Origin of the sequence: Bacillus cereus group sp. BfR-BA-01408, assembly GCF_022663305.1 — a bacterium.
In the GTDB taxonomy this organism is placed as follows: domain Bacteria; phylum Bacillota; class Bacilli; order Bacillales; family Bacillaceae_G; genus Bacillus_A; species Bacillus_A pacificus.
In genome coordinates this window covers 1-12,715 of the sequence record NZ_JAKUFF010000008.1, presented here as the reverse complement: position 1 = coordinate 12,715, position 12,715 = coordinate 1, and the positions used below count along the sequence as shown (strand labels likewise).

Here is a 12,715-nt window from a genome sequence, read left to right as displayed (position 1 = left end):
ATCAAGGTGAAACGTAGAAAAAAGGGTGGGGAATTACGTGCAGATTAGCAGTGCGATTTTATGTTTTGTTTTATATACATATGTTATTATTGCGGCGGTTTATTTTGGGATAAGTTTTTATGCCTACCGTTTAGCGAATAATCATGAATATGAAGAGACATACAACTGGGTGAAAAGGTATTTATCACCTGTACTAGAAATTATGAATGGGTTTGTTCTTTTTTTATTTATTGGATTAATTGCTTTTTCAACGAGCTTAGTAGGAAATAAGACTACATTATTTGTACTAGGTATCATTATTTTTATGCTATTAGGAATTCGTATTGGTAATACGGTATTTTGGAATGAGAGAAAAGTAGATGGTTGGACGGGAATGCTAATACCGTGTATGCTAGCTGCTATCGTGACGAATATAGAACATGAATATTATCAGTTGCATTTTTGGCTCATAATTGTTTTAACAATTCTCTCTGTGTTGTATATAAGTACTGTCGTGCTAACATACATTGCAAATGAAAAGGGAGATGTAAAAGGTACGCATTTCTTTAGAGGGCGTGCATTGTTATGGAGTGTGCCAACGATGGCGGTTATAGCAATTATTGCGATATTAGTAAATGGGTATCAATTTACGAATTGGCAACTGTTTTTAGAAAATTGGTGGATTTTCATTCTTTCGTTTATCGCTTTTTTAGGTGCAACGCATTATTTATTCCATCAACACCATTACATATTGGCATTGCTATTCGCATTCACACAACTATTATTTGCTTTCTTCGGACAAGAAACGTTATTATTCGTTTTTGAAACGTTTAGTTCATTTGGAAACATATTTGTATTTGGTATGTTAATTTTCAGTATCGCATTTTATTTACAACAGTATTTTTATATGCAAAAACAAAAATAAAGAATGATATACAGGTTTTTGTAGCAAATCTAAAGTATGTTACAATAAAAATACATAGTATTCGATGTTATTGGAGGAATTTCTGTGGGTGAAAAAGAGAAAGAATTTGCTGTCATTGGGCTTGGGCGTTTTGGTGGAAGTATTTGTCGGGAACTTGCTCAATTAGGTATGGAAGTAATGGCAATTGACTCAGATGAGGATAAAATTAATGAGTTTGCAAATATAGCTTCACATGCTGTAATTGCAGATTCAACAGATGAGATGGTATTAAAAAGTCTTGGTATTCGTAATTTTGATCATGTAGTCGTTGCGATTGGAGACAATTTAAATTCAAGTATTTTAACAACATTAATTCTGAAAGAGTTAGGTGTAAAAAATATTACTGTAAAAGCTCAAAATGATTACCATGAAAAAGTATTAAGTAAAATAGGAGCAGATCACATTGTGCACCCAGAGCGTGATATGGGAAAAAGGATTGCTAATAATATTGCATCAAGTAATGTGCTAGACTATCTTGAGCTTTCAGATGAGCATAGCATTGTAGAGATTATTGCAAATAAAAAAATTGATGGTCATTCTTTAATCGAATTAGATATTCGTGCGAAGTTTGGATTGAATATTGTAGCGATTAAACGTGGTAAAGAAGTTATTGTATCCCCTCGAGCTACGGAAAATATTCAAGCGGGAGATATATTAATTGTAATTGGTCATGACGATGAAGTAGATCGTTTCAAGCACTTTTTAAGATAAGAGAAAAGGACAATACCATAAAGGTATTGTCCTTTTTTCTTATATCTCCATAATGATTGGTAAAATCATTGGGCGACGTTTCGTTTTCTCATATAGGAATGGTGCTAATGTATCTGTAATTTCATTTTTAATTTCAGACCATTGCGTTGTTTTACGTTCCATTACTTTTTCTAAATGAGTTGTAATTAATGTTTGAGCATCATTAATTAAATCACTACTTTCGCGCATATAAACGAAACCACGTGAGATAATATCAGGCCCTGCTGCAACTTTAAATTCTTTCATATCAATGCTTACGACGACAATAACAAGTCCTTCTTCAGAAAGGATACGACGATCGCGTAATACGATATTACCGATATCTCCAATACCATTTCCGTCAATATAAACAGATCCAGATGGTATTTTACCAGCTACACTTGCTTCATCTGAACGTAAGGCAAGAACATCACCATTATCCATAATGAAACAGTTTTCTTCTGGAATACCACAATCATTTGCTAATTTCATATGCATACGTTGCATACGATATTCACCATGAATTGGCATGAAATACTTCGGTTTAATTAGACGAAGCATTAGTTTTTGTTCTTCTTGTCCACCGTGTCCACTCGTATGAATGTTTGACAGTTTTCCGTGGATTACATCAGCACCAGCACGGTACAACATATTAATTGTACGGCTTACACTAACTGTATTACCAGGGATTGGTGAAGAAGAGAACACAACTGTGTCGCCAGGAATAATTTGAATTTGACGATGGGTACCATTAGCAATACGTGAAAGTGCTGCCATTGGCTCTCCTTGACTACCTGTACATAAAATAACAACTTTATTAGCCGGTAGACGATTTAATTGAGATGCATCTATAAATGTATCTTTCGGACAGCGAATATAACCGAGGTTTTGTCCGATTTCAATCGCTGCCTCCATACTTCGGCCAAATACAGCCACTTTACGATTGTTTTCAACAGCCGCTTCAACGACTTGTTGCAAGCGATGGATATTTGATGCAAAGGTTGCGAAGATAATACGACCTTCTACTTTGCGGAAAATATCTTGAATACTATCACCAACACGGCGCTCAGACATTGTAAAGTTTGGAACTTCACTGTTTGTACTGTCAGATAAGAGACAAAGTACACCGTCTTTTCCGATTTCAGCCATTTTTGTTAAGTCCGCTGGTTCACCAACCGGTGTGAAGTCAAATTTGAAATCTCCAGTATGAACCACTTGTCCTTGAGGTGTTTTCACAACAACTCCGTATGAATCTGGGATACTGTGAGTTGTACGGAAGAAGGAAACAGATGTCTTTTTAAATTTAATAACATCATCTTCTTGAATTTCATAAAGCTTTGCTTTACGAAGTAATCCGTGCTCTTCTAATTTGTTTTTGATTAGTGCAATTGCTAATTTTCCGCCATAAATCGGAATGTTCACTTGACGTAATAAGTAAGGAATTCCACCGATATGATCTTCGTGACCATGTGTAATGAATAACCCTTTAATTTTATCTTCGTTTCGCACAAAATAAGTGTAATCTGGTATTACATAATCGATTCCGAGGAGTTCGTCTTCTGGAAACTTAATTCCAGCGTCAATTATAATAATTTCATCTTGAAATTGAACAGCATATGTATTTTTACCGATTTCACCAAGACCACCTAAAGCAAAAACGGCTGCTTGATCATTCTTTAGAAATTTCATATGACTATACGATTTCCGCTAATGTTAAATCAGCGTTTTCTTTTTCATATTCAAGATGATTGCCAGTCACAGACTGAACGAATTCGATATTATATGCGAACTTATTTAATTTTGTACGAACATCCTTTTCAGACGTAGCCTCTAAATATAAAACTTTTGTATTTTCACGTACTGGAACCTCAGTCATTTTTTCTTGATAAAATACTTTAAAAATCATTTGGAAAACCTCTCCTTGTCTATGTTTTGCATTATCTGTTACTTATTATAAAGCAAACAGTCACGATTTTCATGTTTTTTCGAATGAGAATGAAGAAAAAGCCCGAAATGGGCACAATTTAAGCGATCGTCTTTTTACGGACTAGATCTTTTAAATAACGCTTCAGCTTTTTCTTCAGCTTCTTCAGCATGATTACTCCTTCCTTTCCTTATTTTAAACATGCATATTACTAGTGAAAATGCCGTCTCTGATATAAGAAAGAGGACAAAAGTGAATGTTGAATCTTGTCTTTTCTCATACAGAGAAAGTTATTCTATAGTAACGATTAGTAGCCGTTAGTTATAGATATAGTATGAGAAAGAATAGAAAAGAAAATTCATACGAACAAGTATCCACATTTTTTACTAATATATATATGCAGGTTTCATAAATAAGGTCAGAAAGTGAACGCTTTCTTCACAGATGTTTAATATGTTATACTTTTTTTTAGCATTTGAAAAGCGATAATCAAAATAGGAATATAGAGTAACAGAAAGGATTTTGACAAATGAATGATAAAATTGTCTTTTTTGATATTGATGGAACATTATTAGATCATGATAAGAAGATTCCGCAATCTACACGAGATGCAGTAAGACAGTTACAAGAAAAAGGCGTGCATGTAGCAATTGCGACAGGACGTGCACCATTTATGTTTGAAGATATTCGTAAGGAACTGAATATCCACAATTATGTTAGCTTTAATGGACAGTACGTTGTATTTGAAGATGAGGTAGTATTTAATAACCCATTACATCCAGATGCTCTACATAAGTTTACTCAGTTTGCAAAACAAGAAGGATATCCGCTTGTATATCTTGATCATCAAGAAATGAGAGCATCAGTGGAATATCATGATTATGTGAAAGAAGGGTTTGGCAGTTTACATTTTGAGCATCCGGCATATGAACCTGATTTTTATGAGAAGCGTAATATTTATCAAACACTTCTTTTCTGTGAAGTAAATGAAGAAGAAAAGTTTATAAATCAATACCCAGACTTTCATTTTATTCGCTGGCATGCGTATTCAATGGATATTATTCCAAATGGTGGTTCTAAGGCAAAAGGGATTGAGAAATTTATTGAAAAATTAGGATTTAACCGTGAACAAGTGTATGCATTTGGGGATGGCTTAAATGATTTAGAAATGATTGAAGCAGTTGGGACAGGTATTGTGATGGGGAATGGTCATGAAGACTTGAAAAAACTTGCGAATCATGTGACAAAGGATGTTAGTGAAGACGGTATATATCACGGTTTAAAATGGGCTGGATTGCTATAAGTGAATATGGAATCTATTTCATATAGTAAAAAGGCGGAAGAGTGTATTCCGCCTTTTTTACTATCGCTCCAGAGGTTTTGAATCGTCAGGAGCGGCAAATGGATTTTCTTTATTAATGTGGTCATAGAACATAACACCATTTAAATGGTCAATTTCATGTTGAAATACAATTGCTGGTAACCCTTTTAAACGTAATTTTACTTCTTCGCCGTTAATAGAAGTTGCTTTCACTGTAATTCTTGTATAACGAGGGACATAACCAGGTACTTCACGGTCTACTGATAGACAGCCTTCACCACTTTGTAAATATGTACGTTCAACAGAATGGCTAATGATTTTTGGATTGAATAATGCATGACTATATAACGTACCGTCCGTATCTGTTACATGAACCGCAATCATTCTTTTTGAAATACCGATTTGTGGAGCCGCTAATCCGATTCCAGGGCGTAAACTATATTTTTCAGCCATTTCAGGATCTTGGCTATTTATTACAAATTCAATCATTTCTTTAAGAGTATTTGTATCTTCTTCGCTCGCTGGTAGTACTACCTCTTCTGCAACGTTTTGCAAAATAGGATCTCCTTCGCGAATTACATCTTTCATTGTAAGCATATGTAATCTCTCCTTTCCCTTTTAGTCTACCAAAGGAGATGGAAAAAGTCATCGGCAAGTAAGGGGAAGATAGATCGGTTATGTAGGAATAAAAAGAAAGAGACGGCAGAGCCGTCTCTTTCTTTCCATAGTTGTTTCATTTTACATTAGCGAATGCAAGCAGCACCAACGATAATTAAAAGAATAAACAACACAACGATTAAGGCGAAGCCGCGTCCAGACCCACCACAAGAACCGCCATAACCGTAGGAAGGATATGAACAAGTTGGATAGCAATATGAATATCCGTACATGAGATGACCTCCTTTATCATTTCCCGCTAATACTGCGGTTACTATAATGTATGGAAGGAAGAGTAGAAATGTATGGGTAATTACCTATAAAAGGAAGAAGAGTTTGTATATTTTTGCTAAGAAGAGAGAAAAACTAAAGGGAATTAAATCGTTTACATATTATTCTAAGAGAAAAAACAAGTTAAAAAGGGAATAATATAACAGTAGGTTAATGCTTACTAATACAGATGTGAAAAATAAAAACACGTTTGTGTAGGAGAAACCTGCAGATTATTTATAAAAAAACGTATTCAAAGTAATTGACATCGTAATTAGAATAGTTGTAAACTAAAAAACGTGATCAAGATTGTATTAATATGTTTCTGAAAAAACATTAGTACAGATTGTTAGGTACACAAAATTATTCTCAACCGACAAATAAATTTGTTGGTTTACATTGTTGCGGTTTCCATCTAGCTAATAGATAGTGAAAGCGTTTCAGAATATGGTTCAAGAGAGGAAGAGGTGAACGGAATGGGTACTAAAACAAAAAAGACCCTATTTAATGTTGATGAGCAAATGAAAGCTATCGCAGCTCAATTTGAAACATTACAAATTTTAAATGAAAAAGGCGAAGTTGTGAATGAAGCAGCTATGCCTGAATTATCTGATGATCAATTAAAAGAATTAATGCGCCGTATGGTGTATACTCGCGTACTAGATCAACGTTCTATTTCTTTAAACCGTCAAGGACGTTTAGGTTTCTACGCACCAACAGCTGGACAAGAGGCTTCTCAATTAGCAAGTCATTTCGCACTTGAAGCAGAAGATTTCATCTTACCAGGATATCGTGATGTGCCACAATTAGTATGGCACGGTTTACCATTATACCAAGCATTCTTATTCTCTCGTGGACATTTCATGGGTAACCAAATGCCTGAGAACGTAAATGCACTTGCTCCACAAATCATCATCGGTGCGCAAATCATCCAAACTGCTGGTGTTGCGTTAGGTATGAAATTACGTGGTAAAAAATCTGTTGCAATTACTTACACTGGTGACGGTGGTGCTTCACAAGGTGACTTCTACGAAGGTATGAACTTTGCGGGCGCATTCAAAGCTCCAGCAATCTTCGTTGTACAAAACAACCGTTATGCAATCTCTACTCCAGTAGAAAAGCAATCTGCAGCTAAAACTGTAGCACAAAAAGCAGTAGCAGCAGGTATTTACGGAATTCAAGTAGACGGTATGGATCCATTAGCTGTATACGCAGCAACTGCTTTCGCTCGTGAGCGTGCAGTAAATGGCGAAGGTCCTACTTTAATCGAGACTTTAACATTCCGTTACGGTCCACATACAATGGCTGGTGATGACCCAACTCGTTACCGTACAAAAGATATCGAGAACGAATGGGAACAAAAAGATCCAATCGTACGCTTCCGTGCATTCTTAGAAAACAAAGGCCTATGGTCTCAAGAAGTTGAAGAGAAAGTAATCGAAGAAGCAAAAGAAGATATCAAACAAGCAATTGCTAAGGCTGACCAAGCTCCAAAACAAAAAGTTACTGATTTAATGGAAATCATGTACGAAAAAATGCCTTACAACTTAGCTGAACAATATGAAATTTACAAAGAAAAGGAGTCGAAGTAAGCCATGGCTCAAATGACAATGATTCAAGCAATCACTGATGCTTTACGCGTTGAAATGAAAAATGACCCTAACGTACTTGTGTTTGGTGAAGACGTTGGTGTAAACGGCGGTGTATTCCGTGCTACTGAAGGTTTACAAGCTGAATTCGGTGAAGACCGTGTAATGGATACTCCACTTGCAGAGTCTGGTATTGGTGGACTTGCAGTTGGACTTGCACTTGAAGGATTCCGTCCAGTTCCAGAAATCCAATTCTTCGGTTTCGTTTATGAAGTAATGGATTCAATTTCTGGTCAATTAGCTCGTATGCGTTACCGTTCTGGTGGACGTTGGACTGCTCCAGTAACAGTTCGTTCTCCATTCGGTGGTGGTGTTCATACTCCTGAACTACATGCTGATAGCTTAGAAGGTTTAGTGGCTCAACAACCTGGTCTAAAAGTTGTTATTCCATCTACTCCATACGATGCAAAAGGTCTTTTAATCTCTGCGATTCGTGACAACGATCCAGTTATCTACTTAGAGCATATGAAATTATACCGTTCATTCCGTCAAGATGTACCAGAAGGCGAATACACAATTGATTTAGGCAAAGCTGACATCAAACGTGAAGGTACAGATGTATCTGTTATCGCTTACGGTGCTATGGTTCACGCTGCATTAAAAGCTGCTGAAGAACTTGAAAAAGAAGGTATCTCTTTAGAAGTTGTTGACTTACGTACAGTTCAACCATTAGATATCGAAACAATCATCGCTTCTGTTGAAAAAACAGGCCGCGTAGTTGTAGTTCAAGAAGCTCAAAAACAAGCTGGTATTGCAGCTAACGTTGTAGCGGAAATTAACGACCGTGCAATCTTAAACTTAGAAGCTCCAGTTGTACGTGTTGCAGCTGCTGATACAGTATTCCCATTCTCTCAAGCTGAGAGCGTATGGTTACCAAACCACAAAGATATTGTTGAAGCTGTTAACAAAGTAATGAACTTCTAATTTTTACTTATTCATGTGCAAAAGAAATCAGCACATGCTGATTTCTTTTGCCATATTCCATAATAAAGAAATGAATCAGGGGGCTGAATTCCGTGGCATTTGAATTTAAACTACCAGATATCGGTGAAGGTATCCACGAAGGTGAAATCGTAAAATGGTTTATTAAACCAGGCGACGAAGTAAACGAAGACGACGTACTTCTTGAAGTACAAAATGATAAAGCAGTAGTAGAAATTCCTTCTCCTGTTAAAGGTAAAGTACTTGAAGTACTTGTAGAAGAAGGTACGGTTGCAGTAGTTGGAGATACATTAATTAAATTTGATGCTCCTGGATACGAAAACCTTAAATTTAAAGGCGACGATCATGACGAAGCTCCTAAAGCTGAAGAAGCAAAAGAAGAAGCTCCTAAAGCTGAAGCTACTCCAGCAGCAACTGCAGAAGTAGTAAATGAGCGCGTAATCGCTATGCCATCTGTTCGTAAATATGCTCGTGAAAACGGCGTAGACATTCATAAAGTAGCTGGTTCTGGTAAGAACGGTCGTATCGTAAAAGCTGACATCGATGCATTTGCAAATGGTGGACAAGCGGTAGCAACAACTGAGGCTCCAGCAGCAGTAGAAGCTACTCCAGCAGCAGCGAAAGAAGAAGCACCAAAAGCACAACCAATCCCAGCTGGTGAATATCCAGAAACTCGTGAGAAAATGAGTGGTATCCGTAAAGCAATTGCGAAAGCAATGGTTAACTCTAAACATACAGCTCCTCACGTAACATTAATGGATGAAGTAGATGTAACTGAACTTGTTGCTCACCGTAAGAAGTTCAAAGCTGTTGCAGCTGACAAAGGTATTAAATTAACTTACCTTCCATACGTTGTTAAAGCTTTAACATCTGCATTACGTGAATATCCAATGTTAAACACTTCTTTAGATGATGCTTCTCAAGAAGTAGTTCATAAACATTACTTCAACATCGGTATCGCAGCTGATACAGACAAAGGTCTATTAGTACCAGTTGTTAAAGATACAGATCGCAAGTCTATCTTCACAATTTCTAACGAGATCAATGATCTTGCTGGTAAAGCACGTGAAGGTCGTTTAGCTCCTGCTGAAATGAAAGGCGCTTCTTGCACAATTACAAACATTGGTTCTGCAGGTGGACAATGGTTCACTCCAGTTATCAACCACCCAGAAGTAGCAATCCTTGGTATCGGCCGTATCGCTGAGAAACCAGTTGTGAAAAACGGTGAGATCGTTGCAGCTCCAGTATTAGCATTATCTCTAAGCTTTGACCATCGTTTAATTGACGGCGCAACTGCTCAAAAAGCATTAAACCAAATTAAACGTCTATTGAATGACCCACAATTATTAGTAATGGAGGCGTAATAACAATGGTAGTAGGAGATTTCCCAATTGAATTAGATACAGTCGTTGTTGGTGCAGGTCCTGGTGGATACGTTGCGGCAATTCGTGCAGCACAATTAGGTCAAAAGGTAGCGATCATTGAAAAAGCTAACCTTGGTGGCGTATGCTTAAACGTTGGATGTATTCCTTCAAAAGCGTTAATCAATGCAGGTCATCGTTATGAGAATGCAATGCATTCTGATGACATGGGTATCACTGCAGAGAACGTAAAAGTTGACTTTACAAAAGTTCAAGAATGGAAAAACGGCGTAGTTAAGAAATTAACTGGCGGTGTTGAAGGCCTTCTTAAAGGTAACAAAGTTGAAATCATTCGCGGTGAAGCTTACTTCGTAGATGCTAACACATTACGCGTAATGACTGAAGATGCAGCTCAAACTTATACGTTTAAAAATGCTGTTCTTGCAACTGGTTCTACACCAATCGAAATTCCAGGATTCAAATACTCTAAACGTGTTATCAACTCTACAGGTGCTTTAAGCTTACCTGAAATTCCTAAAAAACTTGTTGTAATCGGCGGCGGTTACATCGGTATGGAATTAGGTACTGCATATGCTAACTTCGGTACAGAAGTTACTGTAGTAGAAGCGGGCGACGAAATCTTAGCTGGTTTCGAAAAAGCTATGAGCTCTGTTGTTAAACGTGCTCTACAGAAAAAAGGTAACGTAACAATCCATACAAAAGCTATGGCTAAAGGCGTTGAAGAAACAGAAACTGGCGTAAAAGTTAGCTTCGAAGTTAAAGGTGAAATCCAAACTGTAGAAGCAGATTACGTATTAGTAACTGTAGGTCGTCGTCCAAACACTCAAGAAATCGGTCTTGAGCAAGTTGGAGTTAAAATGACTGACCGCGGCATCATCGAAATCGATGAGCAATGTCGTACAAATGTACCAAACATCTATGCAATCGGTGATATCGTTCCTGGACCACCATTAGCTCACAAAGCTTCTTACGAAGGTAAAGTAGCTGTAGAAGCAATTAGTGGCCATGCGTCAGCTATCGATTACATCGGAATTCCTGCAGTATGCTTCACTGATCCAGAATTAGCATCTGTTGGTTACACTAAGAAACAAGCTGAAGAAGCTGGAATGACTGTAACTGTATCTAAGTTCCCATTCGCTGCTAACGGTCGTGCATTATCATTAAACAGCACTGACGGTTTCTTACAACTTGTAACACGTAAAGAAGATGGTCTTCTTGTAGGTGCTCAAGTTGCAGGTGCAGGCGCTTCTGATATTATTTCTGAGATTGGTTTAGCTATCGAAGCTGGAATGACAGCAGAAGATATCGCTCAAACAATCCACGCTCACCCAACATTAGGTGAAATCACAATGGAAGCAGCTGAAGTTGCTCTTGGAATGCCAATTCACATTGTAAAATAATTTAAGTAATGAAAATAGCCCATCTCTTATTTAAAGAGATGGGCTATTTTTTATTTTATAATAAAAGTGGCTTGCAAGGTCTTTATACGTACTTGTCGAATGAATATATAATAATTTAATTGAATTGTTAAAACATATATAAATCCAAAAGCCGTATATATGCTTTCGTGTAATATGTAATTGATTCAAACTTAATACCATATATTAATAAAATAGAGCATGTCAAAGGAGAAGGTTCCATGAAAATATTACATGTTATATTTTATCATTTTTTATTATGGAGTGGTTTTTCTGTTGTATTATCATTGTCAAATGGTGATAAGTTGCATTATAAAGTCATTCTATTTTTTGTATTTCTTTATTTAGCATATGTGATCGCATATTTTGTATTGCAAATTAGAAAGCAGGCATTATTCCTTACGTGTTCAAATTGCATACTTTTCTTAATTATATTTTCTATTTTTTAAATTAACGTTTATAGAAATACATTGTTCTTCCATTAAATAATTTCAACTCTCCTTCTAATTTCTTCGCTAGAAAACGGCAAAATTCATTTGCTTTTCCTTTATCACCAAATGTTGCATTAGGTGGTAAAGAAACTTGAATATAAGTTTGTTCCTTTTCTATACCGACACCAACATAAATGGAGTCATATCGATCGTGCGTAGATTGTAGTTTGAATGTTGTTGCTGATGTATCTAAAATTTCATACGGAAAAGCGGTATTTGTATAAGCGTAATTAATTTGAACACCAGTTTTGGAAGTAACTGTTTTATAATAATGAAAAAGTTGTTTTATATCATCTATTGAAACAGATTGTTGATTGGATTTAGGTACAAGCGTAATAAAGGCATGTTGCATATAAGTTCCCCCTAACTTAGTAGAATACTCTCATTCTACATCCTACTGAATTTTTTGACAATTAAAAGGAGTATTCCTTTTTTTGTTTAATATACTAATGAAAGGTGATGTAGAAAGGTGGAAACCGATGTTTGAAAAATTGTATGATGAGCATGAAAGTGTGAAGGTACGATTTTTGGGGTTTATGACACATGATACTCGTTATGATTTTGGTGTTATTTATACAAATATGTTTTTTGGAAAGCCACTTATTGTTTGCATGCAAACAGGAAGGTCTACTTTACTTGGACGAGATGATGTAGAGAATGTTCAACATTTGCAGGAAGTGTTCAAATTAGGTTCAGAAGAGGAAGCAGCTGAGTTAGCTCAGTTTTTCTCATTTCTAGTTCCATCTACATCTTTGCATGCGGAATACGAAGAATAAATAATGTAAAACAGTCGTACGTATAAATATGGCTGTTTTTTTTGTTTGAATATCGCATACTAATTTAAAATAAAAATATTTAATGTGTTATACTAAAAACCTATTGACGTAAAAAGTATAACATATTAAAATAAAGACAGAAAGTTAAGCGGTTACAAAAAGTTTTTGGGATTATAAACTTAGGGGGAAATGAAAAATGGGAACAATCGTATG

14 protein-coding genes are annotated in these 12,715 nt (G+C 36.2%); 9 read left to right on the top strand and 5 right to left on the bottom strand.

Annotated features, from left to right (window positions below):
• Nucleotides 1-37 precede the first annotated feature (37 nt).
• Both MR083_RS06380 and MR083_RS06375 read left to right on the top strand, forming a co-directional pair.
• On the top strand, nt 38-904 hold the full coding sequence (locus MR083_RS06380) for a hypothetical protein (protein ID WP_001167328.1): 867 nt from the start codon (nt 38-40) through the stop codon (nt 902-904).
• Between the two features lie 84 nt (nt 905-988).
• Complete coding sequence (locus tag MR083_RS06375) at nt 989-1,654, top strand: potassium channel family protein (RefSeq protein ID WP_000504032.1); 666 nt, start codon at nt 989-991, stop codon at nt 1,652-1,654.
• A gap of 39 nt (nt 1,655-1,693) precedes the next feature.
• Here the strand turns inward: MR083_RS06375 and rnjA are convergent, their stop codons facing one another.
• Nucleotides 1,694-3,361, bottom strand: a complete 1,668-nt coding sequence (gene rnjA / locus MR083_RS06370) for a ribonuclease J1 (RefSeq protein ID WP_000670369.1) — start codon at nt 3,359-3,361, stop codon at nt 1,694-1,696.
• Between the two features lie 4 nt (nt 3,362-3,365).
• Complete coding sequence (locus tag MR083_RS06365) at nt 3,366-3,578, bottom strand: DNA-dependent RNA polymerase subunit epsilon (protein ID WP_000576444.1); 213 nt, start codon at nt 3,576-3,578, stop codon at nt 3,366-3,368.
• A 547-nt stretch (nt 3,579-4,125) separates the two neighbouring features.
• Between MR083_RS06365 and MR083_RS06360 the strand changes: the two genes are divergently transcribed.
• Nucleotides 4,126-4,899, top strand: a complete 774-nt coding sequence (locus MR083_RS06360; RefSeq protein WP_242268744.1) for a Cof-type HAD-IIB family hydrolase — start codon at nt 4,126-4,128, stop codon at nt 4,897-4,899.
• A gap of 60 nt (nt 4,900-4,959) precedes the next feature.
• On the opposite strand, the gene def is transcribed toward MR083_RS06360, so the two are convergent.
• The gene (def, locus tag MR083_RS06355) at nt 4,960-5,514 is read right to left on the bottom strand and encodes a peptide deformylase (RefSeq protein WP_242268742.1); all 555 of its coding nucleotides are present in this window, start codon (nt 5,512-5,514) and stop codon (nt 4,960-4,962) included.
• 146 nt (nt 5,515-5,660) lie between these two features.
• Entirely contained in the window at nt 5,661-5,807 is a 147-nt protein-coding gene (locus MR083_RS06350) for a YjcZ family sporulation protein (protein ID WP_000274562.1), read from the bottom strand.
• A 513-nt stretch (nt 5,808-6,320) separates the two neighbouring features.
• Between MR083_RS06350 and pdhA the strand changes: the two genes are divergently transcribed.
• From pdhA to MR083_RS06325, 5 genes are all read left to right on the top strand, one after another.
• Nucleotides 6,321-7,436, top strand: a complete 1,116-nt coding sequence (pdhA, locus tag MR083_RS06345) for a pyruvate dehydrogenase E1 component subunit alpha (RefSeq protein WP_000536893.1) — start codon at nt 6,321-6,323, stop codon at nt 7,434-7,436.
• Between the two features lie 3 nt (nt 7,437-7,439).
• Nucleotides 7,440-8,417, top strand: a complete 978-nt coding sequence (gene pdhB / locus MR083_RS06340; protein ID WP_000068166.1) for a pyruvate dehydrogenase complex E1 component subunit beta — start codon at nt 7,440-7,442, stop codon at nt 8,415-8,417.
• Nucleotides 8,418-8,509: 92 nt separating this feature from the next.
• Complete coding sequence (gene pdhC / locus MR083_RS06335) at nt 8,510-9,799, top strand: pyruvate dehydrogenase complex dihydrolipoyllysine-residue acetyltransferase (RefSeq protein WP_242268740.1); 1,290 nt, start codon at nt 8,510-8,512, stop codon at nt 9,797-9,799.
• Nucleotides 9,800-9,804: 5 nt separating this feature from the next.
• A complete protein-coding gene (gene lpdA, locus MR083_RS06330; protein WP_000260111.1) occupies nt 9,805-11,217 on the top strand; it encodes a dihydrolipoyl dehydrogenase in 1,413 nt (470 codons plus the stop codon).
• 239 nt (nt 11,218-11,456) lie between these two features.
• Entirely contained in the window at nt 11,457-11,684 is a 228-nt protein-coding gene (locus tag MR083_RS06325; protein ID WP_000697468.1) for a hypothetical protein, read from the top strand.
• A 1-nt stretch (nt 11,685) separates the two neighbouring features.
• On the opposite strand, the gene MR083_RS06320 is transcribed toward MR083_RS06325, so the two are convergent.
• Nucleotides 11,686-12,078, bottom strand: a complete 393-nt coding sequence (locus MR083_RS06320; RefSeq protein ID WP_001163309.1) for a DUF1885 family protein — start codon at nt 12,076-12,078, stop codon at nt 11,686-11,688.
• A gap of 127 nt (nt 12,079-12,205) precedes the next feature.
• On the opposite strand from MR083_RS06320, the gene MR083_RS06315 reads away from it, so the two are divergent.
• Nucleotides 12,206-12,502, top strand: a complete 297-nt coding sequence (locus tag MR083_RS06315; RefSeq protein ID WP_011040622.1) for a DUF3055 domain-containing protein — start codon at nt 12,206-12,208, stop codon at nt 12,500-12,502.
• Nucleotides 12,503-12,715 lie beyond the last annotated feature (213 nt).

What these genes read in the sequence shown, in the direction of transcription:
- MR083_RS06360 (WP_242268744.1), top strand. Translation starts at nt 4,126, where the DNA reads ATGAATGATAAAATTGTCTTTTTTGATATTGATGGAACATTATTAGAT.
- MR083_RS06320 (WP_001163309.1), bottom strand. Translation starts at nt 12,078, where the DNA reads ATGCAACATGCCTTTATTACGCTTGTACCTAAATCCAATCAACAATCT.
- MR083_RS06365 (WP_000576444.1), bottom strand. Translation starts at nt 3,578, where the DNA reads ATGATTTTTAAAGTATTTTATCAAGAAAAAATGACTGAGGTTCCAGTA.
- pdhA (WP_000536893.1), top strand. Translation starts at nt 6,321, where the DNA reads ATGGGTACTAAAACAAAAAAGACCCTATTTAATGTTGATGAGCAAATG.
- MR083_RS06315 (WP_011040622.1), top strand. Translation starts at nt 12,206, where the DNA reads ATGTTTGAAAAATTGTATGATGAGCATGAAAGTGTGAAGGTACGATTT.
- def (WP_242268742.1), bottom strand. Translation starts at nt 5,514, where the DNA reads ATGCTTACAATGAAAGATGTAATTCGCGAAGGAGATCCTATTTTGCAA.
- MR083_RS06325 (WP_000697468.1), top strand. Translation starts at nt 11,457, where the DNA reads ATGAAAATATTACATGTTATATTTTATCATTTTTTATTATGGAGTGGT.
- MR083_RS06350 (WP_000274562.1), bottom strand. Translation starts at nt 5,807, where the DNA reads ATGTACGGATATTCATATTGCTATCCAACTTGTTCATATCCTTCCTAC.
- lpdA (WP_000260111.1), top strand. Translation starts at nt 9,805, where the DNA reads ATGGTAGTAGGAGATTTCCCAATTGAATTAGATACAGTCGTTGTTGGT.
- pdhB (WP_000068166.1), top strand. Translation starts at nt 7,440, where the DNA reads ATGGCTCAAATGACAATGATTCAAGCAATCACTGATGCTTTACGCGTT.
- rnjA (WP_000670369.1), bottom strand. Translation starts at nt 3,361, where the DNA reads ATGAAATTTCTAAAGAATGATCAAGCAGCCGTTTTTGCTTTAGGTGGT.